This is a genomic window from Halobacillus halophilus DSM 2266, assembly GCF_000284515.1.
Classification (GTDB): domain Bacteria; phylum Bacillota; class Bacilli; order Bacillales; family Halobacillaceae; genus Halobacillus; species Halobacillus halophilus.
Window position 1 is genome coordinate 434,013 of the sequence record NC_017668.1, and the last position, 23,989, is coordinate 458,001.

The 23,989-nt window shown below is 39.3% G+C and carries 20 protein-coding genes; 16 read left to right on the plus strand and 4 right to left on the minus strand.

Features of this window, described 5'->3' with window-relative positions:
• Positions 1–506 precede the first annotated feature (506 nt).
• The 4 genes from HBHAL_RS02280 to HBHAL_RS22030 all read left to right on the plus strand — a co-directional run bounded on the left by HBHAL_RS02280 (position 507) and on the right by HBHAL_RS22030 (position 4,755).
• Entirely contained in the window at positions 507–1,589 is a 1,083-nt protein-coding gene (locus tag HBHAL_RS02280) for a GerAB/ArcD/ProY family transporter (RefSeq protein ID WP_014641705.1), read from the plus strand.
• Positions 1,586–3,046, plus strand: coding sequence for a spore germination protein (locus tag HBHAL_RS02285; protein ID WP_014641706.1), 1,461 nt, complete (start codon positions 1,586–1,588; stop codon positions 3,044–3,046). Before HBHAL_RS02280 ends, HBHAL_RS02285 begins: the two co-directional genes overlap by 4 nt.
• On the plus strand, positions 3,043–4,197 hold the full coding sequence (locus tag HBHAL_RS02290) for a Ger(x)C family spore germination protein (protein WP_041601161.1): 1,155 nt from the start codon (positions 3,043–3,045) through the stop codon (positions 4,195–4,197). The genes HBHAL_RS02285 and HBHAL_RS02290 overlap by 4 nt, the downstream gene beginning before the upstream one ends.
• A 438-nt stretch (positions 4,198–4,635) precedes the next feature.
• Positions 4,636–4,755: a hypothetical protein gene (locus HBHAL_RS22030; protein ID WP_396253214.1), complete on the plus strand. Its 120-nt coding sequence runs from the start codon at positions 4,636–4,638 to the stop codon at positions 4,753–4,755.
• A gap of 458 nt (positions 4,756–5,213) precedes the next feature.
• Here HBHAL_RS22030 and HBHAL_RS21680 read toward each other — a convergent pair whose 3' ends face one another.
• The 3 genes from HBHAL_RS21680 to HBHAL_RS02310 form a co-directional block, all read right to left on the minus strand.
• The gene (locus tag HBHAL_RS21680; protein WP_173380426.1) at positions 5,214–5,357 is read right to left on the minus strand and encodes a hypothetical protein; all 144 of its coding nucleotides are present in this window, start codon (positions 5,355–5,357) and stop codon (positions 5,214–5,216) included.
• Between the two features lie 402 nt (positions 5,358–5,759).
• The gene (locus tag HBHAL_RS21800) at positions 5,760–7,811 is read right to left on the minus strand and encodes a BMQ_0737 family morphogenetic spore coat protein (RefSeq protein WP_223254250.1); all 2,052 of its coding nucleotides are present in this window, start codon (positions 7,809–7,811) and stop codon (positions 5,760–5,762) included.
• Positions 7,812–8,105: 294 nt separating this feature from the next.
• On the minus strand, positions 8,106–9,317 hold the full coding sequence (locus HBHAL_RS02310) for an SLC13 family permease (RefSeq protein WP_158512336.1): 1,212 nt from the start codon (positions 9,315–9,317) through the stop codon (positions 8,106–8,108).
• A 197-nt stretch (positions 9,318–9,514) separates the two neighbouring features.
• On the opposite strand from HBHAL_RS02310, the gene HBHAL_RS02315 reads away from it, so the two are divergent.
• The 12 genes from HBHAL_RS02315 to HBHAL_RS02370 all read left to right on the plus strand — a co-directional run bounded on the left by HBHAL_RS02315 (position 9,515) and on the right by HBHAL_RS02370 (position 22,290).
• Positions 9,515–10,237 (plus strand): sulfotransferase family 2 domain-containing protein, encoded by a 723-nt coding sequence (locus HBHAL_RS02315; protein ID WP_014641710.1) that lies wholly within the window; start codon positions 9,515–9,517, stop codon positions 10,235–10,237.
• Between the two features lie 313 nt (positions 10,238–10,550).
• On the plus strand, positions 10,551–11,555 hold the full coding sequence (locus tag HBHAL_RS02320; protein WP_014641711.1) for an SDR family NAD(P)-dependent oxidoreductase: 1,005 nt from the start codon (positions 10,551–10,553) through the stop codon (positions 11,553–11,555).
• A gap of 27 nt (positions 11,556–11,582) precedes the next feature.
• On the plus strand, positions 11,583–12,119 hold the full coding sequence (locus tag HBHAL_RS02325) for a hypothetical protein (protein WP_014641712.1): 537 nt from the start codon (positions 11,583–11,585) through the stop codon (positions 12,117–12,119).
• 163 nt (positions 12,120–12,282) lie between these two features.
• Positions 12,283–12,891, plus strand: coding sequence for a class I SAM-dependent methyltransferase (locus HBHAL_RS02330; protein WP_014641713.1), 609 nt, complete (start codon positions 12,283–12,285; stop codon positions 12,889–12,891).
• Between the two features lie 1,481 nt (positions 12,892–14,372).
• Positions 14,373–15,965, plus strand: coding sequence for a glycosyltransferase family protein (locus HBHAL_RS02335; protein ID WP_014641714.1), 1,593 nt, complete (start codon positions 14,373–14,375; stop codon positions 15,963–15,965).
• Between the two features lie 49 nt (positions 15,966–16,014).
• Complete coding sequence (locus tag HBHAL_RS02340) at positions 16,015–16,956, plus strand: dTDP-glucose 4,6-dehydratase (protein WP_014641715.1); 942 nt, start codon at positions 16,015–16,017, stop codon at positions 16,954–16,956.
• A gap of 62 nt (positions 16,957–17,018) precedes the next feature.
• Positions 17,019–18,176, plus strand: a complete 1,158-nt coding sequence (gene pseC / locus HBHAL_RS02345; RefSeq protein ID WP_051005618.1) for a UDP-4-amino-4,6-dideoxy-N-acetyl-beta-L-altrosamine transaminase — start codon at positions 17,019–17,021, stop codon at positions 18,174–18,176.
• Positions 18,176–19,216 carry a UDP-2,4-diacetamido-2,4,6-trideoxy-beta-L-altropyranose hydrolase gene (gene pseG / locus HBHAL_RS02350; protein WP_014641717.1) on the plus strand — a complete coding sequence of 347 codons (1,041 nt, stop codon included), beginning with the start codon at positions 18,176–18,178 and terminating at the stop codon, positions 19,214–19,216. Before pseC ends, pseG begins: the two co-directional genes overlap by 1 nt.
• A complete protein-coding gene (pseH, locus tag HBHAL_RS02355; RefSeq protein WP_014641718.1) occupies positions 19,213–19,746 on the plus strand; it encodes a UDP-4-amino-4,6-dideoxy-N-acetyl-beta-L-altrosamine N-acetyltransferase in 534 nt (177 codons plus the stop codon). Before pseG ends, pseH begins: the two co-directional genes overlap by 4 nt.
• Before the next feature lies 1 nt (position 19,747).
• Positions 19,748–20,797, plus strand: coding sequence for a pseudaminic acid synthase (gene pseI / locus HBHAL_RS02360; RefSeq protein ID WP_014641719.1), 1,050 nt, complete (start codon positions 19,748–19,750; stop codon positions 20,795–20,797).
• A 15-nt stretch (positions 20,798–20,812) separates the two neighbouring features.
• Entirely contained in the window at positions 20,813–21,553 is a 741-nt protein-coding gene (locus HBHAL_RS02365; RefSeq protein ID WP_014641720.1) for a cytidylyltransferase domain-containing protein, read from the plus strand.
• 221 nt (positions 21,554–21,774) lie between these two features.
• The gene (locus HBHAL_RS02370) at positions 21,775–22,290 is read left to right on the plus strand and encodes a pyridoxamine 5'-phosphate oxidase family protein (RefSeq protein ID WP_014641721.1); all 516 of its coding nucleotides are present in this window, start codon (positions 21,775–21,777) and stop codon (positions 22,288–22,290) included.
• A gap of 263 nt (positions 22,291–22,553) precedes the next feature.
• Here HBHAL_RS02370 and HBHAL_RS02375 read toward each other — a convergent pair whose 3' ends face one another.
• Complete coding sequence (locus HBHAL_RS02375; RefSeq protein ID WP_014641722.1) at positions 22,554–23,549, minus strand: metallophosphoesterase; 996 nt, start codon at positions 23,547–23,549, stop codon at positions 22,554–22,556.
• Positions 23,550–23,989 lie beyond the last annotated feature (440 nt).

The window sequence follows — 23,989 nt, forward strand, 5'->3', positions numbered from 1 at the left end:
TGAAATGGTTCTATTGCTTTGATACGTTTGGGTGAATTTATTACCATTGTTGACTTCGTAAGGTTTAAGTTTAGTAACATTATTTGAACAGTAGTTGATAATCTTCAATTGGATACTAACAGTTATGTAAGAAGGTCTCTTTGGAGACCTTCTTTTTTTATGGTGCAAATAGAACGCGTGTTACTCCTCATTCTGCGTACTTTACTTGCTCAGAGTTAAAACTAAGCGTATGCAGCTAAAGTGAAGAAGCAGAGACAATTACTACAATGACTCAGCTAATTTCAAGTCTAATAAATAGTATTTACTCAGAAACGTTTTTTCTAATATCCTTGTCGTTTGCCGCTTCCTTAAACTGTCACCATTACAAGGCAAAACTTTCTCAACAGCCCAAATCCCCAAGCCTGCAAAGTTGGGGTTTTTTTGTGTATATCATTAATCCTCCATATTATGAATATTTTTCCTTACAATTGTAGAGTCTAATAAAAAAGTAAAGGATCCTTTCAAATATGAGATCTGGAGAAATTAGTTATTTACAATTGCTCTTTTTAGTCATGATGTCTTCTGGGTTTTATAATCACGTTATTTTGACACCGCCCATTTTGAATGTAGCGAGAAGAGATGCATGGATTTCTGCATCCATGACTTCGATATCCTTTTTTGTTGTTCTTTTAATCATTTACATCATTCATAAACTGACGAAAGACCGTCCTCTCCTTCAATACTTAGAGGAGGGATTCGGTAAAGCGGGTAAGTGGCTATTTATGATCCCGCTCCTGGCTTATTTACTGCTAAGTGGGTTTATCACGTATTTCGACACGATTATGTGGACGAAAGTATCTTATTTACAGAGCACTCCTAAAATCTTTTTAGCTGTTCTAACATTAGGTGTCGTTTTATTAGTGCTGAAAGAAGGGATTCAGACTTTAGCAATTTCAGCTGGAGTGCTGCTGCCTTTCGTCGTTCTATTTGGCATATTTGTAGCGGTGGCCAATATGCAGAATAAAGATTACTCTTTACTATTTCCAGTGATGGCTGAAGGATGGGGGCCAGTATGGAAGGGGTTTATCGTAGGCAGCAGCGGTGCTATCGACTTGATTCTTATTTTGTGTATTCAACATCAAGTGAAAAAGAAAATGGCGTTCTGGAAGTATTTAATTTTTGGAGCCTTGCTTCTAAATCTTTTTGTATCCCCGATTACCGGGGCTATCGCTATGTTTGGACCAGAGCACGGAGCTGAACTGAGGTATCCGGCATACGAACAATGGAGGATGGTATCCATAGGTGCTTATATTACGCATGTGGATTACTTAACGATCTATCAGTGGCTCTCTGGTGCGGTGATAAGAATAGCTCTTATCCTATATCTTCTTCCTTCTCTTTTTACAATTAAAAAAATAAAGGCGAAAAGATGGATTCAATTAAGTTATGCGGTTATTTTAGTCCTCAGTTTATATACACCTTTATCCGATATGCAATTCTATTATTTATTGAAAAAGTATGTATTGCCCGGTTTTGTTTATGGAATGGGGGTATATCTGTTCCTATTACTTGGAGCCATAGTATGGATTTATAGGAGGCGGACATCTTGAAAAAGAAAAAAGAGAAACAAGAAAATACGGAACAAGCTGTCACGTTTACTGAAAAATCCTTGAGAGATCTGTTTGACGGCTGTGCAGATGTCAAGTTTCATCAAGCAGAAACTTCGGTTGGAAAAATACTTGTAGTTTACTGTAAGGGGTTGTATGATCAGAACGCTTTATTCCAATATGTATTGCGACCCATCCAGCAAAACACAAGAAAAAGAGCAGATTTGAAGGAGATTCTTCCAGCGAATGTTACAGAGCTTGGTACTTCGATTACGAAAGAAAAAATGGTAAACATTGTTTTTAAAGGGAAGGCTGTCATTCTACATGAAGATGACTCCCGATTATGGAAAATCGAAGCCTGTGACCACCCCGCACGAAATGTAGAGGAACCAAGTACAGAAGTATCAATCAGAGGATCGAAAGAAGGCTTTATTGAAGAAATTGTCATGAATACAGCTCTCATACGTAAACGCCTTAGAACTTCTAGTTTAAAGGTCGTATCATTTGTTGTGGGGGAGCGGACGAAAACAATTGTACAATTGTTTTATTTGGAAGATGTAACCAATCCAGAAATGATAGAAGAAGCTAAGTCCAGACTTGGGAGTATTGATATCGATGGTGTGGAGAGCAGTCTTCAAATTGAAGAATTAATTGCAGATCAAAAGCATCCTTTGTTCCCTTTATTTGTTTATACAGGAAGACCGGACTTCGTGGTGGAGAGTTTAATGCATGGCCGGTTTGCCATTTTGGTTGATGGTACACCGACAGCTTTAATTGCACCCGTTAATTTATTTTTTGTGTTAAAAACAGCGGAGGACAGCAATGTTTCTTCCATTTTTGTTCTTTTTGAACGGTTTCTACGTATGGTGGGGCTGTTCATTGCTTTATTCGTCCCTGCTTTTTGGGTAGGATTAATTTCTTATCACCCTGATCAACTCCCATTTACTCTTTTAGCTACCGTAACACTATCGAGGGACGGTGTTCCATTTTCTGCACCTGTAGAGTGTTTTCTGATGTTATTCTTGTTTGAATTATTCCGAGAAGCAGGAATTCGGTTACCTATGGCTATTGGACAAATCTTGTCAGTTGTAGGGGGATTGATCATTGGCCAAGCTGCTATTGCTGCCGGCCTCACAGCCCCTGGGATTCTTGTCGTCAACGCAGTCGCTCTTGTGGCTACCTTCACGTTGATCAATCAATCATTAACAGGCCTTGTAGGTATTTTACGGCTGGTCATTTTACTGTTCACTTCCTTCTTAGGAATGTTCGGTTTTTTCATTTGTCTGTTCGCAGTAATCGGTTATTTAGCAAGTATGCGATCGTTTGGGGTCCCGTACCTGGCACCTTTCGCACCGCTTAAACCGAAAGACTTAAAGGACTCTATGTGGAATTCGTCGGATGATAAATACCGTAGACCAGACATGTTGGACCCTATTGATACTACGAGAAAAGGGCAGTGAATAAATTGTACAGAAAATGGATATGGGTCTTACTTTCTCTCACGTTATTGACAGGTTGCTGGGATAGTAAAAGCATTGAGCAAACAATTTATATTTCCAGTCTGGGTATTGATTATAAAGATGGTGAATTTCATATCTATTCGAAGATTCTTCAATTCGAAAATGTGGGTAAACAAGAAGGCGGTGGAGGCCCCCCTGAAGAACTGCCGATCTGGGGAGCACAAGGAGTCGGGAAAACATTTGATAGTGCTACTGATAAACTTTACAAAACCACCCAACAGCCCATCTCATGGGCCCATATTGGAGATTTAATCATCACGACTAGGGCATTGGAGAAGGACGGAGTTCTAGATGAAGTGATGGATGTTCTGAATCGCTATTCGGAGACAAGAAGTGAAGTGATGCTTTATGCCACTGATGATGAATTACCTCTACTTGCACAAGGGACACCGATTTTAGGGAAATCACCCTGGTATTCACGGGTTAACAATCCTTACCCTGTATTCAAGCAGTTCTCTCTCATTACGCCCATTACTTTGCGAAATTATTTGATTGATCAAAAGGAACCCGGGAAAGTGGTAAAAATCCCTAAGTTGGGTATTAACGAAAATAAGTGGACGAAAGATAATGAACCTCATCCAATCCATGAATTTGGAGGAAGTGCTTTTGTTTACAGAGGGAAGTACAAAGGCAGCCTATCCACAGAAGAGGAACAAGGAGTTCGTTGGATGCAGAAAGAAGCTAAAAGGATCCCACTTTACTTATATAAGAATGAAGAAGATTACGCCTCTGTTGTCTTTGCCGACCCTAAAATTGATATTGAGCCTGAAGTTCAAGGGGAAGAGGTGACTGTTTCTGTAAAAGTAGAAGTGACAGGAGAAATCATCGAGAATCCTTTCCATAAAGATGACCAAAAACTGGTCAAAGAAGCCGAACAACAAATTGAAGAACAAATAAAAAGTACCTATCAGGAAGCTTTAGAAAAGAATATTGATGTCTATCAGTTCACAAATCATGTATACAAAAAGGACCCCAAAGCGTTTAAAAAGCTCGGTCTTGAAAATAAAGATTGGATAACATCTGAGACGTTGAAAGACTTAAAAGTAAAAGTAAGTATTGCTTCATCGGGTAAATTAAAATTAAAAGAATGAGCAAGTGGACTATGTAATTTGTTCATATTTCCAGGCTAGCCACCAGTATATCTTGAAAAATACTCCTTCAAATAGCTATTCCAATTAGGATGATAGGTGGAAGGGATATTATCAATAATGTTGGGCTTTTTATAATATAGCAACCGGAATAGCTGTCGATAACGTGGCCTATGCCTATATAACCAGATACACAAGTTCCAATGATTTTCCAACCACAAACGGGGCCTTTGATCGCACATATCATGGGGATGGTGATGTTTTTGTTACAAAATTAAACACTGTAGCAGATCCAACGATAACATTCGGGGGAGATATCACTGTAGCTAACGTCCCCGGTCTTTGTGGATCTACTCTAAACTACCCCTCTTCGATTGTAACCAATGATGTCCTGCTGGTTTTACTGTTGAATGTAATCCGCCTTCGGGCTCATTTTTTCCTATTGGAAATGCCACCGTTACCTGCCCAGCAACAGATGCTTCAAAAAATGTGGCTTTTGGGAGTTTGATATTTATGTGGAGTCTAGCAGTTCAACCACCCTCGAGCTCGATTTATTGCTAACGCAGGAGGTTCAGGTAGTCAATGACATGACCCTGGAAGTTCGAAGACGCACCGGCTCGAGAATGTATCAATATCCAACATATAGGATTGGGTAGTTTTTTCTAAAGGGGTGCAACGCCACATCCCCGTCCCACTAGAGTTCAACTCCGCTAACCTCGCATGCAGGAATAATGGTGATCAGGTAACCATCCATTGTGAATCCTTCTAGCTACCAGTAATTTGTCGGTTAAAAACTTCCCTTACCTTGTTTTCGTATGAATCAATCGTGGCAAAACCTAAATAAGATATGCACTTAAGAGTTATAATGGCCGTGTTGGTACCAGATCGATAAGTTTTAAGAGAAAAAATTAAACCACAAAGATTGTAATGATTTTAATTGAAAATTAAAATTTACTAAAGGCTTGTACACTTTCGTTATTATTTAAAGGGCTATGTTTTTACACATAGCCCTTTAAATTCTAGCTAATGGTTCCAAGAATCTCATTTATACAGTCGATGACAATTTGGCGTTGCTCACTTGATCCTAGTAAAACAGCTAACAAAAGCGCTACCAAAAACAAGACAGCAATTAGTACAGCGACTAAGTTTCTTAGAAAATTCATAGTTCTCCCTCCTTTATTAAAGGATTGTAGGAGACGTCTCTTACATTAATATTTTATGAAAATCTAGCAATTACGCTTGTACGATAGCCTTTATTAATAGAATTCAATGGTTTAACTACTTTATATTTAATAGCAGCCAAGTTATCCGCACTATATATTTACAGTTTGTTATTTTAATTAGAATATTGATAATCGCTTTCTTATTTATATTGAGAAGTTGAGGTTATAGTCATAATGGAAATAAGATTGAGTTTTCCTGAATGGGCGGTAGGTATGATGTGATCTCACCCACACTCAAAAATAGAACAGAAGGTTTAAAACGATTTGCATAGTTCTATAATCGTCCACCGTAACTTAAAGAAAAAGCCTCTCAAGAGTTAATTAACTTTTGAGAGGCTTTTTTTAATTTGGAGCATCATCACAATCTCCAATGAATGTTGACCGACTCACACGCTGGACAAAACTCGTGAAGAAAGTGTTGCCCATATTATCTGTGGCACTAACTGTCCAAACTCCTATATCTGGAGCCGTTATGGAAAGCTCGATAGTGACATCAAATAAGCCGTTGAGAACATTTCCTTCTGCCGTTGCGGTACCGTGGACGCGTGCAAATGTATTGCTTTCGCACTCAATATCTAGTCTTCTTCCTTGCACGAACCGGATAACTTCTTGATCGGTTCTGAAAACAACCGAGAAATCATCAACGTCAGGGTTACACCCAGGCACAATTCTAAAGCATTGAATCGCAGATAGATTAATAATTCCATCTAAAAAAGTAACCATTCCATTCTGGGTAAGCTCCACTGTAGCCCTAGTACGAGACCCGCGCGGCCTGATCCTGAATTTACATGGACATTCTTCTGGGAGGCAGATAATTTGTGTTCCGAAATTAGCTTCAACCATCTGTCCCTGAACGGTGGTCGTCGCCTCAACATCGATATCTGTTAGTGAGGTGCCTTCTGGTACCATAATGGTGGTTGTGAAATCTCCATTGATATCTGAGATGGCAGGATTGGGCTCATACGTGACAACATCTTCTGGAAAATCACTGAAAAAAATCTCTGCTCCTTCAATTCCCATCCCGTTACAGCTGATATTTCCTGTAATGACAGCCATGCAGTCTATGAGCTGAGGTACGTTTATGGTTAAGATACAAGCATCGAAAGGACAATTGACTGTAACGTCAACTGAATCACTGACCATTTGTCCTTCAACAGTAGTTGAGGCTATGAGGGTGACCGTTTGAGGAGCGGTACCATTCGTAATGCGGACTCCGGTGAAATAGTCCCCGAGAGAATCTGTTTCTATTTGAGGAGGTTCAAAGGTTACGATTCCTGGAGCGTTACTATCGAAGGTCACCAACGCTCCTTCAATTAATCGTCCATTACAGCGGACCCTTCCATCCATGAAATCATCACAGGTAATCGTTGCAGGAGCAAATAAATCAATTCCACACGGGTCTTCTGGACATTCGACAACGGTCTCCGTAGAAGCTGACGCTACCACGCTTCTTACTATCGCTTCTGCCATTATGGTCACGTTGGTAGCTTCGGTATCTTCGGGTATCTCTACATTTACATCAAAATAACCATTTTCATCTGTTGTTACAGGGTTCATATCATACAAAACTAAATCAGGGGACCCACTGAGGGTGACCTCTGCGCCTTCAATTGGAATAGTGGCACAAACCACCCTGCCGCTTATCACATTAGTACAGAATATATCGGCTGGAACAAAGAGGTCTACTTCACAAGGGAAACATTGGAATGTAATATCTGCCTGATTCCGGGTGATTCGGAAAGAATTTTGTGAAACCACCCAGTCATACACTTTTGTGGCAGACACACAAGCGACTTCCTGTTGCTGGGATGGAGTGGGCTGAGGAGCAGGAAGATTAAGTATCTCGTTAACCTCGGGCTGCACCTGTTTTCTTTCAGTAGAGTCCTCCGAAAAAGTTGTCGGACATTGATTTGGTATTTTAAAAGTGCAGGGCGGTTGTTCAATCTCTTTGCGTGGCACGCAAAAGCTGATGGGCAGTTCAAACACTGTATCTACGACTGTTTGAACACTCAGACAAACGTCAAAAAAGATATCAAGGGATAGAAATTCTCCATTCTGACAGTTCACACATGCCTGACAGTCAAACTCGGTTACTTTGCATTCAATATCTGTACCATCAGGTGCACATAACAGTAAAGTCTCCACAAAACAAAAGGGAATCGGATCTGTGATACAAGTAGTTTCATCGTCACTGATTTCAACTACTACAAAGCCTTGATTGATAAGGGAAACGCGTTGTAAAACGACTGATTCTCCTGAGAGCGTTACTGTTACGTCTTCCCTGCTGCCTGATTCCCGGCAGGTAATAGACTCAACAGTTTCTCCTAGTTCATCCGTCAGATAGCACACGAGCACGCTATCGTTTGAAAACAGACTGCATATATCGGGGTTCAACCTTATCCACTCCATTCACAAAGCATAGTAAATTAAAATAGTATATGTGAAGATCACTCTTGCGGTATGGTCATGTGTCTACAGGCTCTGGTAACAGATGGAGTAAAATGAAGAAGAGAAAAGGTGCGAGGTTCCTTTTTTGAGTAAACATTTGTGGAGATATTAAAATACAGGTACACGATTATATACAGGGGACGATCTATTCATTACATATTAAGGAAAAGAAGAGTGGTGATTTTAGAATGTCGTCTTTTTTTGTGACATTCATTAATGCCACTGATTTTTTACATCTTTTTACCCCCAGATAAGAAGTGTCATTAACACAGATATAATCGGGCATAAAATACTTAGCCCTATTCCCGCTTTCATATAATCCACAAATTTGTAATTTCCAGGTTCATAAACCATCATATTTGTCTGATAGCCAATTGGCGTTAAAAAACTGCACGATGCTGCGATTGCGACATTGATGATGAAAAGCTTCGGCTCAACTCCTACACTTTCAGCGATTGAAACACCTACTGGAAACATCATGACTGCGGCTGCAATGTTATGAGTGAATTCTGTAAGGAGATTCGTAATAAGATAGCATAAGATTAATGTTAAAAATAACCCGCCAAATGAATACCATTCAATTAAAAGTTGGGAAATGAAAACATCCAGACTTATATTCTTGATCACCTTGCCTAAAGCCATAGCAGATCCTATGAGTAAAATAACCTTCCAATCTACATAATTTTTTGCTTCTGTGAGCGTAAATGATTTAGTTACGAAAAGAAGTGAGGTAAATAAAAAGGCAGCAGTGAATATTGAGGTGGTTTGAGTAGAGGTTACGCCAATAAAACCAGCAAACATTACTGGAAACAGCCAGCAGATCCGTTTTTTCTTTCTGTAGTCTAAACTAACTTCATCGAGTATTTTGGCTTTTTGCGTATCTGAATGTAAAGGTAAAAAGTGAATCCCAATAAAACCGATGTAAAGAATTCCTGTAATGGTTAAGGGAACACCTATCCAGGCAAATTCGAATATGCCAAAACCATCATATCCTTTCTCAATTAGCATACTATTGAGGATAAGGTTTGTAGATGTACCTAATAATGTGGTGGTGCCTCCCAAAATCGCTGCATAAGATATGGGAATTAACACTTTCGAGGGAACAATGTTTATTTTGGTCCTCATCTTTTGAATAGTAGGTATGAACATAGCCACTACAGGAGTGTTGTTCATAAATCCAGACACTATTGCGACTTGAGTCATCAACTTTAACGCTGCGTTTGCTTGAGATTTTTCGTTATTTAACCATAGACTACACCATTTTACGAACCAATTATTCAAAGCCATACAATTTCCAACTATAAATAAAAATATTATGGTGAGGACTGTTTTATTCAAGTAGGAACTAATAAACTCTGAAAATGAAACCAAACCTGTGAAGAAGAAAAAGGCTGCAGTAATGCTTAAAACCAAAGATGGATGAAACCTTCCACTAAGTAGTCCAAGTAACATACATGTGAAAGCGAATATGAAAATAAAGGTTTCCATTCATTTTCCTCAAATTCTCAGTTTAATCTATGTTAGATAGCATATGCTTCCTATTCGGAGAGGTTATCAAAACGAACATACGCACATTTATTGGGTATTCCTAACAAATTTCCTTCTTTTGTTCACTTATAATATAGAAGCCAAGAGAAAGGTTGATTAAAGTGATTCATTTTAATAAGGAAGATTTAGATCAGGAAAAACTCATTTGCTTTATCCACGTCCCCAAGACAGGAGGAAGAACGTTGTGGAACCTTCTGGATAAACAGGAGGTGGATATTATTGTTCGTCATGGTACCTTCTTTAAAAAATTTAATAAGCCAACTACCTATTTTACGATGCTGCGGGACCCGGTCGATCGTGTCATTTCAACATACTCTTATATGAGGAGCTATGAAAGGGAACCACTACTTGAACAAATGCAGAATGTCACGTTAACAGAATTTATTGATTACATGGGGAGAGAAGATCTGGGGAATCGTCCATACCATAAGAAAGATTTACGCAATATTCGTTTTAGAACAGTCAATATGGCCACACGTTATTTATCAGGTGGGGATCCGAACGATTACAAAAAAGCCTTAAAAAACATGAACAATGAAATGTCTTTTGTGGGGATAACCGACTATTATAACGAATCTTTATATATGCTTGAAAAGCAATTTGAATGGTTTCATGTCAAAGATGTGAAAAAAGTAAATGTAACATCGAAGCGTTTAGACGTGAATGAAATACCAGACGACCTTATTAAGGAAATAAAAAGACTCAATAAATTAGATATTAAACTTTACAACAAGGCCAAAAGAGACTTTATAAGGAAATGGGGGAGATTTTCCGCTGAAGAATTACAACATCTTAAAAAATGGAAAGCCGCTAAGGGTTTATAGAAAGCAAGGGAGTAGCTCCTCCGGCTGTACTTAGACATATCTTGCTCACTTCACCTAACCTTATCGAAACTGAGTATTCATAGGGCAGCTTATATAAGTTTTACATGAGTTGTAATTAAGCCAGGATAAAAAACTATCGGTCATATCGTGAATCGATAGTTTTTTTAGTAATAAAAAAACTCTTTAGTTAGATTCATACTTTTAGAAAATCACCCATTCTTTACATACTGCAGACAAGTAGGCGCGAGTCTTTAACCAATATCTTCTTTTTTAATATCATAAAAAGTAACAGTATAGGAAAGAAGGAAATGGTGTGTACTTTAAAGACAAGAAAATTTTGGTTATTGGAGGCACTGGCACAATAGGTAAATGTATTGTGAAACATTTATTGAACGATCATCCCAAATATATCCGGGTATTCAGCCGTGATGAATATAAGCAGCAACAACTTCAAGCCGAGCTAGACAATAATAAAAAAGTACAATGTATCATTGGAGACGTTCGTGAATATGATAGTTTATTTACTGCTATGCATGGAGTTGATTATGTGCTTCATTTAGCAGCAATGAAGCGTGTCGACTCTTGTGAAACCAACCCATTTGAAGCGATAAAGACAAATGTCCAGGGGACTAATAATGTAATTAATGCTGCAATTGCTCAAGGTGTGAAAAAAGTAATTTTTACTAGCTCGGATAAAGCTGTTTCTCCCACCAATACGTATGGTGCTACTAAACTCATAGGCGAAAGGTTAATTTCAGCTGCCCAGATCACCCATGCTGACACGCCAACCAGGTTTGCAAGTGTTCGGTTCGGCAACGTAATGGGCTCAAGAGGATCAGTCATCCCGGTTTTTAAGGAAGGGATACTCTCAGACCAGAAAATTATCATCACAGATAAAAGCATGACACGCTTTATGATGACTTTGGAACAGGCAACTGAGTTAACTATAAAAGCTTTAAAAGAAGCCCAGGGCGGAGAAGTATTTGTTCTAAAAATGCCTGTCATTATTTTAGGAAACTTAGTAAATATGGTCTTAGAAGAAACGTGTAAAAATCACAATATTAATCCTGAACAAATTGAAGTTAATGTTATGGGAGCAAGACCGGGAGAAAAAATGTATGAAGAACTGATGACATATGATGAATCAAAGTCAGCGTTAGAACTGCCAGATATGTATATTATTCCTGGAAAAATATTCGAGAAAGAAAAGTATAGTAACGCTAAAAAGGCGAGCGTCGGATCTTATGATTCGATGAACAGAGACGTAATAAAGACTAGTGAATTAAGAAAATTGCTAAAAAAAGCAGGCTTATTGTAAAACCCGAGCATTGTATAGGAGGTAGTAATGGATAATTTTATAAGAAACTATTGGTCTTTATATCTGAATTTCATTAATGCTTTTAAGAGGTTGTCTTATAAAGGCTTTTCTATTCCATATTTATACCATTTACAAGCCTTCGTTTTATACAATAAAAAAATCATCAATAAATTGTCTGGAAAAAAATATATAAATAAATCTGGAAGGCAGGTAGATATCCAGAAGAAGTTTCCAGATGTTTTCCTTAAGTTTATTGGCTCATATATAAAAGCCCCATCCATAAAATCCCCGCCTCGTAAAGGTGCTGTTCATATTATGAAATCACTCCGTTATCCTTCTAATATCTTTGTTAAGTATTTGAATTCACCAAAGACCATTAAACTAATTTTTGTAGACGACAAAGAGAAAAATAAAGAAATTAAGAGTAGTCTCTCCACCCAAAATCATAATCCTCTTAAAAAGTTTAAATCGAAAAAAATTAGGTCGGTTTCGCTAACAAGTAATATTGTATTGAATAGGAAACATGTACAAAAGAAGAGGACTGGAGAGAGTAATGAAGTCTGACGGGAGAAGAAGTTATTATAGTAAGTGTTTTAAAGTATTATGGATCAATGGAAGCGTGTCTATAGTATAGATCAAACCCGATGAATCTTTGGCTAAAGTATTTTCATTTGATCAAGTAAGTTTATGATAGAAGTGTTATTTTTAACCTGAAAGGTGCAGATTAATGAAGAAGAAAAAGAGTAAGACGCTAAGAGAAATCCATGATTATTGGGCTGAGGGAACATCAGGTGGAAACTCCCCCCAGAGTTACGTCCCTCATGTGCAGAGGAGTAAAGTATTAGCGGACTATGTAAACAAGTATATTAAGAAAAAGGGCAAGGTCCTGGAAATAGGTTGTAATGTAGGGAGAAACTTAAATTATCTTTATGAACAGGGCTTTCAAAATTTGACGGGAATAGAGATTAGTGAACAAGCAATCCAAGAAATGAAGAAGACTTATCCATCGTTAATCGATAACTCTACTATAATTACCTCCCCTGTGGAAAATATAATTAAAACGCTCCCTTCTAATGATTTTGATTTAGTTTTTACAATGGCCGTATTAGAACATATTCACCCGGATAGCGAATGGATATTTAGTGATATTGCGAGAATTACTGGAGGATATTTAATTACCGTTGAAGCGGAAAAAGCTGAAAATTGGCGCTTGTTTCCAAGAAACTATAAAACAATTTTTGAAAAAATCGGGCTTAAACAAATAAAAGAAAACCATTGTAGAGATATGGGGTTAAGTAACTATACAATTAGGATATTTAAAAAACAAACGAAGTAAAATAATGAAGTATGCTGATGCTAATTAAGCTATGGAATATCATATTCCATAGCTTTTTTTATTCCTCCAAGGCTCTTTTAAAGTTCTGTTTTGATATCAAAGTTAAGCTCCGGATACCTGAAGACTCAGTTTCGAGATAAATTGGGTCCGTCGCCAAAAAAGGATGAGGGCGGCTACGGAAACAACTCGTCTTGTTCCATCACCCAGACACTCGAGACATAAGCCGCTCATCAACGGATTGAAAAACCGCCATCCTTTTGATGGTCGGCTTATGCTGGTCGTGTCTTTCGGGGTGATTCCACATTTGAACACTTTCCAACGGGGGAACGGTGAGCTTCCTCGCTCGTTTCACTCCCTGCGGGATCTCACCTAGTCCCTTATCCCGTTCTTACACTCAGGATAGGTATAGTCATAAACCAATGCCTAAACGTCATGGAGTGCTATCCAGCTCCAGCACCTAGCGTCTAGTGAGACTTCCCTCACTTCTGTACGATAAGGCAACATCGAATCGCTCCGCTCTTCGTGTTTTCTTTATCTCCGCCAGCTCAGCCCAGTCCATACGCCGCTGACCAAGGTGCTTCCGCTTTTAACCCGGGAGTCTCGCTATTTCCCCACCAACCCAGCCACAGGAGAATAACGGAACCTTCCAGAAGAGAGAATCCTCGCCTTCTTAACTGGCTAAATGCTTCTATGACAGGCTATTCCAGATCTTTATAGCATGAAAATAGCCTCATATTCACATGCTCATATTGTGCATCAAGAAGATATCTTAAGTGGTTTCGAGTTGCTGATTTGGCAAGGTCCGGAGGGGGACGATGTAGACTCCTGCGGGATGAACATGATCGGTGAGATCCGCAGGGCTGTTAAGCCCGAGGAAGCTCAGCACAAGGGATGTTCGACTAAGACCGCCACGTCTTGTGGCAACGTCGAACGACCCTGCGTCGTGCAGGGCCGCGGAAAGCGAGCCGTTCCCTGGAGCTCCTTTCTCCAGACAATATCTCGAAACTGAGTCTTCAACTATCCGGCCCTTTAGCTTAATATTGAAAAAATCTCTTTTCATTATTAAGCGGCAAGCCATTTTAATGGGTTGCGTTGCGCTCCCCCGGGCTTATAACAATTATTTTCACCGAGCTTTCCATTTATGAATATTGTATTAATCAGACTTATGTGTTTGAGGTATTCATAGGCTTAGTCAATTTTAGTAAGGGATGAATTTATTACAGGAAAAAACTATTAATTATTGGAGTATTTGATTCCATTGATATGAACCTGGCCGTGTCGAATCAATATCAGCAATATTTACAAGTGCGGAAAAGGAAACTTCACTTTAGGTGTTTCCATCATGCGCTGGGCCCGTTGATATAAATAATCAAGAGGCAACTGGGTATGACTCTCGATGAAAGGATTCCGATAACGAAAGCATGAACTGAAAAAATATAAGCTTATTAGAGTTAAAACTTGAACAAGGAAAGGTAAATTTAATGAATATTTATGAACAAAATTACTGGTCTGTGTACGTGAACTTCCTTGAAGATTTTCAGGATTTAAAATATAAGGGTTATTCAATACCTTACCTATGTCATTATGCAAGCTTGATTAGAAGTAATAAAAGGTTAGTAGCGAAACTTCATAATAAAAAATTTTTTCAAAGCTTAAAGGTAAAAGTTTATGATTCAAAGGAAGTACAAGAAAAGTTTAATGACTTTATTAATGCTCATAAAAAAGAAAGAAAGGTTAAAACCACAGGCAAAGTCGTTATACATGATGTTTATAACCTTTTGCGTTTCCCTATACAAATAAAGAGGAATCTTTTTACAAAAGATAATAGCTTGTTTTTAATAGAGTCCACGAAAAGTAAGCCAAAAAACAAACAGGAAAACAAACAGGAAAACAAACAGAAAATTAAACAAAGAAATAAAAAAAGTAAACAGAGATATAAACAAAGTAAAAAAATAAGCAGGCCACAGAAACGAAGAAAGAAACAAAAAATCAAAGTGTCTAATGGTATTAAGGTGAAAGTTAAAGCAAGAAGTCGATCGACTTTAGTTAATAGTAATACCAATCACGCGAGCCATCATAAGACTTTCAACTCTTATCTTCCGTCCTTTGATCAATCTACTATTAAACGTATGCAGATTAAAGCAACCCGGATCATAAATACTTTTCCAAGGAACCACTTATATCATGACAAACTATTTAAAAAACGATTTTTCGCGCAAATTAGCAAAATAATAAGTCGAATTGAAGAGTGTAATGGTCTTTTTGAACAGGAGGATGTATCGGCTGTCATTGTTCCATCTACGCATTACCCTGAAAGTAGAACCTTAGTCATAGTGGCAGCGGAAAAAGGGATTCCTACCATATGTATGCAGCATGGTATCATCTCCAGTGAGTTTGGATATTTACCTAAGATCGCTGATGTTGATGGAGTATATGGTCAGTTTGAAGTGGATTGGTTTAAGTCAAAGGGGATTGATGAAAATGGGCTGAGTATCATTGGCCACCCCCGGTTTGATTTCTTAAATAGACCACCATCTATGAAAAAGACAGATGTTATAAAGGCTCTAAGTTTGCACCCTAATAAAAAGAATATTTTGGTGATTGTAAGAGGAAATAACCAACTTGGTATGTGGAAAACTTTTCTTGATCATATCCCTTTTAAAAAGGAAGCAAATATCATTATCCGCGACTTTACCACTAAACCACACTCATTAACTAAATCCCATCCATTTACATTCTCTTCAAGACACATTCGTCTTTATGATCTTATAAAGGCATCTGATGTGGTTGTATCCTATTGTTCTACGGTAGCTCTTGAGGCTATGATCGCTGGAAAACCTGTCTTCATTATGAATGAACAAATCCCCGGCTATGTTGGTTATTATGATGGGCTAAAGGATTTGTTCCATTCTTCTCCAGCCACCTTATCTAAGACAGTTAATGAGTACATTAAATCTAAGAAAAATCATAAAAAATACTCGGAAATAAAAAGGGAATTTCTAGCATACGCTTATCCTGGTGGAAAGCTTTCTAACGTACGACTCATGAAGTTAATACGAAGGTTAACCTCATAATATTCTCAGCGCCAAATATATATGGTGAATATAAAGGGAGAGTGGGATTATGAATATCCTAGTTACAGGAGGCGCTGGTTTCATCGGTCGCTGGGTAGTGAAGCTCTTATTAGAGGAAAAGCACAATGTGTGGGTGCTAGATGACTTATCGAACGGAAGTATTAAAAACATTGAAGAACTGCTGGTGTATAAAAATTTCAAGGCATTTATTCATGGAGATATCAAGGATCAAAAAACGATAGAGAGTCTTTTTTATCCTGGGATTGATTTGTGTTATCACCTCGCAGCCAGCATCAATGTTCAGGATAGTATTGATGATCCAGAAACCACTTTTAATAATGATACAATCGGTACTTTTTATTTGCTGGAACTATGTCGTAAGCGCAACACCAAAATGGTTTTCATGAGCACGTGCATGGTGTATGACCGTGCGGATGAAAAAGGGATTACGGAAAAAGATCCGATTAAGCCGGCATCTCCTTATGCAGGGGCAAAAATTGCCGCTGAAAATATGGTTTTGTCCTATCATTACGCCTATGGACTTCCTGTAACAGTGGTTCGTCCATTCAACACGTATGGACCATACCAAAAGACTGGGGGAGAAGGCGGGGTCGTTGCAATCTTTATCAAAAATAAGTTAAACGGACTTCCTTTACAAATATATGGAGATGGAACACAGACGCGAGATCTCTTGTATGTAGAGGATTGCGCACGTTTTGTGGTGCAGGCTGGTTACAGGGATGAAGTGAATGGAGAAATTGTGAATGCCGGGTTAGGCCGTGATATTACTATAAACGAGCTGGCTGAAATGATTGCAAGCGACCCCAGTCATGTTAGGCATGTGGAGCACATACACCCGCAAAGTGAAATTCCTAAATTGCTTTGTGACTACAGCAAGGCGAAACGTTTGCTTGGATGGGAACCTGCGATTTCTTTATCAGAAGGGATTCAAAAAACGGAAGAGTGGATCGACAGTACGAAATTAATTTAAAGGGGCTTAAGAGTGTGGGAGAAAAGCTAGCCATTTTTGGGGGAGATCCAGTACGTGATTCGATGCTTCCTTATGGAAAACAGACGATCGATGACCAGGATATTCAAAAAGTCGTCGAAACTTTGAAAAGTGATTATATCACCACGGGGCCGGCTCTCAGGGAATTCGAAAAAGGGGTGGCTGATTACGTAGGAGCGGCGTATGCTGTCGCCTTTTCCAATGGTACTGCCGCTTTACACGCTGCGTGTTTCGCGGCAGGAATCGGCAAAGGAGATGAAGTGATTACGACTCCATTGACTTTTGTCGCCAGTGCAAATTGTGTTTGGTATACAGGTGGAAGACCAGTGTTCGCTGATGTTGATCCACAAACCTACAACATCGACCCTGTTTCGATTGAGTCGCTGGTGACTCGTAAAACGAAAGCGATCATTCCTGTGGATTACTCAGGGCAGCCGGCAGATTATGAAAAGATTCAAGCGATTGCAGACAAATACGAATTGGTCATTATTGAAGATGCCGCTCATGCTATTGGAGCTGAATATAGAGGGAAAAAGGTAGGTTCCTATAGCGATATGACCATGTTCAGCTTTCATCCTGTTAAGCACATTACAACAGGTGAAGGGGGCGTTATTGCAACAAACAACCGTGATTATTACGAGAAGTTAATGATGTTCCGAACTCACGGTATTACCCGAGATGTTGAGAAGCTTTTAGAGAAGCGTCACCCATGGGAATATGAAATGCAATTTTTAGGTTATAACTACCGAATGACCGATATTCAGGCAGCTTTAGGGAGCAGTCAATTGAAGAAGCTGGACCGTTTTGTAGCTAAACGCCGGAAGTATGTAAAGGATTATAATGAGGCGTTTGCAACTATGAATTACATTGGAATTCAGGAGCAACTTGCCGATACGGCATCTTCTTACCATCTATATGTGATTCGCTTGGATGGACCATTAAAAGGTTTGAGAAAAGAAGTTTTTGAGGCTCTTCGCGCAGAGAATATTGGTGTGAACGTCCATTACATCCCTGTGCATACCCAACCTTATTATAAAGAGCGAGGGTACACAAAGGGATTATGCCCGGTGGCCGAACACGTATATGAACAGATCCTAAGTCTACCTTTATATTCAGGAATGAGTCCCCGTGATGTTCAGGATGTTGTCAAAGCTGTAAAAAAAGTGACAGCCTATTATGTGAATAACGCTGGTGGTAGTTAATGAAAATTGCTTTCAGAGTAGACGCATCATCAGAGGTAGGCACAGGACACGTCATGAGATGTCTCACCCTTGCGAATGAACTTCGAACGTTAGGGGCAGCTTCCTTTTTTATATGCCGTAAAAAGCCTGGAGACATGATCGACCACATTAAAAAGCAAGGATATCACGTCTATGAAATTTCAGGTGAATCGGATGCCTGGAAATATGAGGTAGACCAGGTCATACAGATATTGGAGAAACAATGGGAGATAGAATGGCTTGTGGTGGATCATTATGGTCTGGATGCGCAGTGGGAGAAATATGTCCGTCCTTTTGTTCATAAGGTCATGGTGATTGATGATTTGGCTGATCGCCCCCATGATTGTGACTTGCTCCTTGACCAAAACTTATATCAAAACATGAACCTTAGGTACGCTGGGCTTGTTCCTGAGAGTGCGAAGCTATTCTTGGGACCCTCCCACACACTTTTAAGAGAAGAATTTTTATCAACATCTAAGAAGGAAGAGTGGGACGGAAGAATTGAACGGATCCTTGTCTCATTTGGAGGAACTGACCCGACGAATGAAACGACGAAAGTACTGAGAGCTATAGAGATGCTAGATCAAAAACCGAACGTGGACGTAGTGATCGGGGGAGCCAGTCCAAATATAAAGGAAATTTGCGATTATTGTCAGGAGAAGAAATGGACTAAGGTTCATATTCAAACACAAGAAATGGCAAAGCTTATGGAAGCCGCTGACCTTGCCATAGGGGCTGGCGGGAGTACGGTGTGGGAACGGTTTTATATGAGTCTTCCTTCACTTGTTATAGAAACGGCAGCGAACCAAAAAGAAATCATAACTTTTTTACAGGAAAGAGGAGCGATCGTTTATTTAGGACATAGCGTCGCGGTCAGTGATAAGGAAATTTTCCTTCAACTGAAAAAAGTCTTAGATGACAAGCCATATATCATGGGGGTTTGGCAATCTATGAATGAGATTTGGAAAGATCATCAACCTTACGGGGTTTCCAAATACATGATGGGTGGAGAAACATCATGAAAGATTTTCAGTTACGGGATATGGAAAAGGCTGATTTACCGCTGGTATGGCAGTGGAGAAATGCTAAACATATTAGAAAGCACATGTATAACAATCAAATAATTCCCTGGCAAGACCATCTGGCCTGGTTTGAAAAGGAACAGTCCAATCCATCCTCTGTTTCCAAAATTTTTATACACCAGGACCGCCCTCTTGGTGTCGTCCGGTTTACAGATATCGATCAGGAGAATGAGACGTGTAAGTGGGGTTTTTATATTGGAGATAAAGATGCGCCTAAGGGCTCCGGGACCATCATGGGTATATTAGCACTCGACTTTATTTTCGGAACTTTTCCAATCAGGAAAGTGTGTGCCGAAGTGCTTGATACCAATCAGGTTAGTCTCCGTTATCATGAAAAGCTAGGGTTTAAACAAGAGGGATGTCTTCTCCAACAGCTGAAAAGAGAGAAGCTGCTTATCGACGTTATCCCAATGGGGCTGTTTATGGACCAATGGATCAAGCACCGTGAAATTCTGGCTGGGAGGCTGTGATATGGAAATAAGAGTTGGAAACAGGAAAATTGGACATGAATTTCCCCCTTTTATCATTGCTGAAATGTCGGGGAATCATAACCAGTCTCTTGAGCGGGCCCTTGCAATTGTTGAAAAAGCGGCTAATGCAGGAGCGCATGCATTGAAAATCCAAACATATACGGCGGAAACGATGACTTTAGATCACAAGGGGCAGGATTTTCAGATTTCTGATTCCGGGAGTCTATGGAAAGGCAAGAATCTTTATCACTTATATAAAGAAGCCTACACACCTTGGGAGTGGCATGAGGAAATTTTCACTAAATGCCGTAAGCTTGGTGTGATTGGTTTCAGTACTCCATTCGATGAATCGTCTGTGGACTTTCTAGAGGGGCTGAATGTTCCTATGTATAAAATCGCGTCCTTTGAAAATACGGATTTACCATTAATCCGTAAGGTAGCAAAAACGGGGAAACCTGTCATTATATCGACGGGAATGGCAACAGCCGGTGAAATATCTGAAATGGTAGAAACATTTAAGCAAGCGGGAGGGCAAGAGCTTGTGCTACTTAAGTGCACGAGTAGTTATCCTGCAACACCTGAGTATTCTAATATTTCTACGATTCCTCACATGAGCGAATTATTCCAATGCCAAGTCGGATTATCTGACCATACGCTCGGGACGGGGGTATCCGTTGCGAGTGTGGCTCTAGGAGCAACGGTCGTTGAAAAACATTTTACATTGGCGAGGAAGGATGGGGGAGTGGATGCCCAATTTTCATTAGAACCATCTGAAATGAAAGCGCTGGTAGAAGAGACCAAACGAGCATGGCAATCGATTGGACATATACAATATGGACCCACGGCTAGTGAAAAAGAATCAGGCAAGTTTCGGAGGTCGTTATACATCACGGAAGACCTGAAGGCAGGCGATCCCCTCACCAAAGATAACATGCGTTCCATTCGGCCAGGTTTTGGTTTACCTCCAAAATACTACGAGTTGTTGCTCGGAAAGAATGTAAATACTGATGTGAAGAGAGGGACACCGATGTCCTGGGATTTTATTGGATAGTAAAGAGGTGAACCTATGAAAGTGCTGGCTATTGTTCAAGCAAGAATGGGATCAACCCGACTACCTGGGAAGGTCCTGAAACAAGTAAATGGAAAGACATTACTTGAATATCAAATTGAGAGAATAAAGCGGGCGAAGAACATTGATCAATTGGTTATTAGTACATCAACGGCGGAGATTGACGACCCCATTATTGCACTGTGCAAAAAAATGAATGTGGATACGTTCCGCGGCTCAGAAAAAGATGTACTTGGGAGGTTTTATGAAACGTGTTCTTTTTATAAAGGAGATGTTATTGTGCGTTTAACGGCGGACTGCCCTCTCATTGATCCTGAGGTCATCGACAGTGGGATTTCCTTCTTTCTAAAGAATCACCCTAAGTTCCTCTATGTTTCCAACACGAGAAAAAGATCCTACCCCAGGGGAATGGATACAGAAGTTTTTTCCTATCAGCTGCTCCAGGACGCTTTTATGAATGCCAATATGCCACATGACCTGGAACACGTCACCCCTTTTATGATCAAAAGAATCGATAGTTCTGCTGTGGGACAAATCGTGTACCCCCGCGATGAAAGTAAGCATCGATGGACAGTTGATACCACGGAGGATTTCGCATTGATCGAAAAAATACTGAGTGCCCTGTATCCTTCAAAACCTAAGTTTTCTATGGAAGATGTTTTGGCTTTACTAAAACGAAACCAGGCATGGACACAAATTAATGAAAAAGTGAAGCAAAAAGAAGATGAGGATAATTAAAATATTTTTTGATCAAGAGGCCGAAGCTAAGAAGCTTATCGGCTTTTTTGTACTCATGATGGTGTGGTAACTTTCTTATAGGAGTTGCGAGTTGAAATGAAGTAGGGACAGTTAGTGAAAAGTGTAATCCTATGGTCATTCGGGAAAAGAATGAAATAAATGTTATAGATTCTAGGAAAAGTAAGCTGCTACGGCTAATTATTAGAAGGAGGTAAGCGGAAATGGCTGATCAAAACTCAGAAAACCAGGAAGCCCTTAAGAAAATTAAAGACTTGATTAAAGATGAGAAAGTGGCAATGCTGACAACGATATCCCCCGAGGGCAAACTTATGTCCCGGCCCATGCACACCCAGGAAGTAAAATTGGACAAGGAAGAATTTTGGTTTATTACTGAAAAAGATACAGAAAAATATAGGGATATTGGCCACAATTCTGCCGTAAACCTGGCCTATTCCGGAAGTTCCTATGTATCAATCAGCGGGACGGCTGAATTCGTTCAAGATGAAGATAAGAAGAAAGAATACTGGAATAAGATTGTCGAAAAAGTGCTGAACGCTTCAGCCGATGATCCGAATGTTATCCTGGTGAAAGTAAAGCCTGAAATCGCTGAATACTGGGAATCCGGCTTGAATGTGAAGACTGTTAAGGAATTTGTGAAAAAGATGGCCAGCAGCAATTCGATAGAAGAAGAAAATGAATTGAAAGACACTGTTTACTTTGATGAAAAGTCGAGGTAACTTTTTAAATCAAGGAAGTGCACAACTTTAAGATGATAGTACTAGGAAATATATTCACTTAAAATTATTTAACCCTACCAGAGTTCCTTAGAACTAAGGTGGGGTTTGTTTATGGTTTTATTTCGCTATTCTTTTGGTGTTGGATTAGCACAGCCACACCTATCATGAATCGTTCAGAGGAGTAAGCAGGGAAGAAGCTACTGCATAGGTGGATATAATGCCTACTCTTTAATAAGGAGTAAAGACTTCTTTTGTACTTCACTTCATCTTGGAAGCTCGATGACAAATTCCTCTTTTACAGGGTTCGATTTGGCATCATCGTATTTATAAGCGTTTAAATAAGGTGAATAGGTGTTTACATAAATTTTATTTTCGTTTGATTTAACATTCAACAATCGCATGTAGCCTTGCCCGCCTTCTGACCCGTTTTGATAATTGGCCATCATCTGATATACCTTTCGATCTGGCACACCATCTTCATTATCGTCAATTTCATCAATGCGTGTTTTACTGCCATAGTAGTGTCCACTAAAGGTGGCTACAACGTTTTTGTTGGGTTTTACGACGTTCTGAAATATTTCCTCACCGATCGGGCTGTGTTTTCCTGAAGCTAATAAATAATCGTGAAAACTGAGAAAAGCGTTGTGATTAGGATATTTGGCCAGCACACGGTTTACCCAGTCGATTTCGTCCTTCGAAATTCCCCAGCCCATGTAGACCATAATATAATCATCCCCGTTCTTGCTGATTAAATCATAATGACCTTGATTATCTTTATACGACCCGCCGTATGAGGACTGTTTCTCAAAACGATGATCTCCAAAGTACTTTGAAAACTGTATATATTTACTGGGGCTTTTTAAGTCGAGATCATGGTTACCTGCTAAAATTCCATAAAGAATGTTCGCTTTTTCTAAAACTTTCATGTACGTATCGGCGTACTGCCACTGTTCTTCATTGTTCCATTCATTTACGATATCGCCGGTATGAAAGACGTAAGGAATGTTAATATAGTCTCTGTTTGCAGCAATCCAATCAACCATATTTTTGTATATATGAGGATAGTTTTTTGAATAATACTGGGTGTCTGACATCCACACGAACGTGTAATCATAGGGTGACTCTTTCTCGATTTTATTTTTAACCGATATGGAAGAGGTGGGCGTGTCACCAGAAGCGATTGTTACCTGGAAAATGATAATTATAAGAAAGCTTGCAAATATAGTGGCGACCAGTATTTTTTTAAGGATATGCTCCATAGCTGTCCCCCTTTAAAATGTGTAATTTTATTAAATCATGTTGATTATTGGTCCATTGAATTTAGTGTAGCTTCACAGGGAAATTATTATACAGAAGGGAGTAGCGGGAGAGGTTGGTAAAATTTAAAAGTGGTAAACAAAAAAGCCAAACCCATCATTTATGAGGGATTGACTTCTCATTTTCTCTATATAAAATGCTTTTTTTTGTGTGTAGGTTTAAAGGCTTACGCTGACTGTCGAAGTGAAGAGAAATAGAAGCTGTTCTATATGTAAACAAAGGGGATGTTGGTAGGTTGGGCGATTCATTACAACGAAAAGCAAATGTGGTAAGAAACTTTGACGCATTCACATATTTGCTCATGTATTAGGGTATAGATAAAAGTGGTAAAGCTACAAAAGGGGCAGAAATAGTTATTATAAATAGTATTGCAGATAGCCAT

Coding starts and splice junctions, on each gene's coding strand:
- HBHAL_RS02280 (WP_014641705.1), top strand. CDS start 507: ATGAGATCTGGAGAAATTAGTTATTTACAATTGCTCTTTTTAGTCATG.
- HBHAL_RS21680 (WP_173380426.1), bottom strand. CDS start 5,357: ATGAATTTTCTAAGAAACTTAGTCGCTGTACTAATTGCTGTCTTGTTT.
- HBHAL_RS02310 (WP_158512336.1), bottom strand. CDS start 9,317: ATGTTACTTGGACTACTTAGTGGAAGGTTTCATCCATCTTTGGTTTTA.
- HBHAL_RS02325 (WP_014641712.1), top strand. CDS start 11,583: ATGGATAATTTTATAAGAAACTATTGGTCTTTATATCTGAATTTCATT.
- HBHAL_RS02330 (WP_014641713.1), top strand. CDS start 12,283: ATGAAGAAGAAAAAGAGTAAGACGCTAAGAGAAATCCATGATTATTGG.
- HBHAL_RS02335 (WP_014641714.1), top strand. CDS start 14,373: ATGAATATTTATGAACAAAATTACTGGTCTGTGTACGTGAACTTCCTT.
- HBHAL_RS02340 (WP_014641715.1), top strand. CDS start 16,015: ATGAATATCCTAGTTACAGGAGGCGCTGGTTTCATCGGTCGCTGGGTA.
- pseC (WP_051005618.1), top strand. CDS start 17,019: ATGCTTCCTTATGGAAAACAGACGATCGATGACCAGGATATTCAAAAA.
- pseG (WP_014641717.1), top strand. CDS start 18,176: ATGAAAATTGCTTTCAGAGTAGACGCATCATCAGAGGTAGGCACAGGA.
- pseH (WP_014641718.1), top strand. CDS start 19,213: ATGAAAGATTTTCAGTTACGGGATATGGAAAAGGCTGATTTACCGCTG.
- pseI (WP_014641719.1), top strand. CDS start 19,748: ATGGAAATAAGAGTTGGAAACAGGAAAATTGGACATGAATTTCCCCCT.
- HBHAL_RS02365 (WP_014641720.1), top strand. CDS start 20,813: ATGAAAGTGCTGGCTATTGTTCAAGCAAGAATGGGATCAACCCGACTA.
- HBHAL_RS02370 (WP_014641721.1), top strand. CDS start 21,775: ATGGCTGATCAAAACTCAGAAAACCAGGAAGCCCTTAAGAAAATTAAA.
- HBHAL_RS02375 (WP_014641722.1), bottom strand. CDS start 23,549: ATGGAGCATATCCTTAAAAAAATACTGGTCGCCACTATATTTGCAAGC.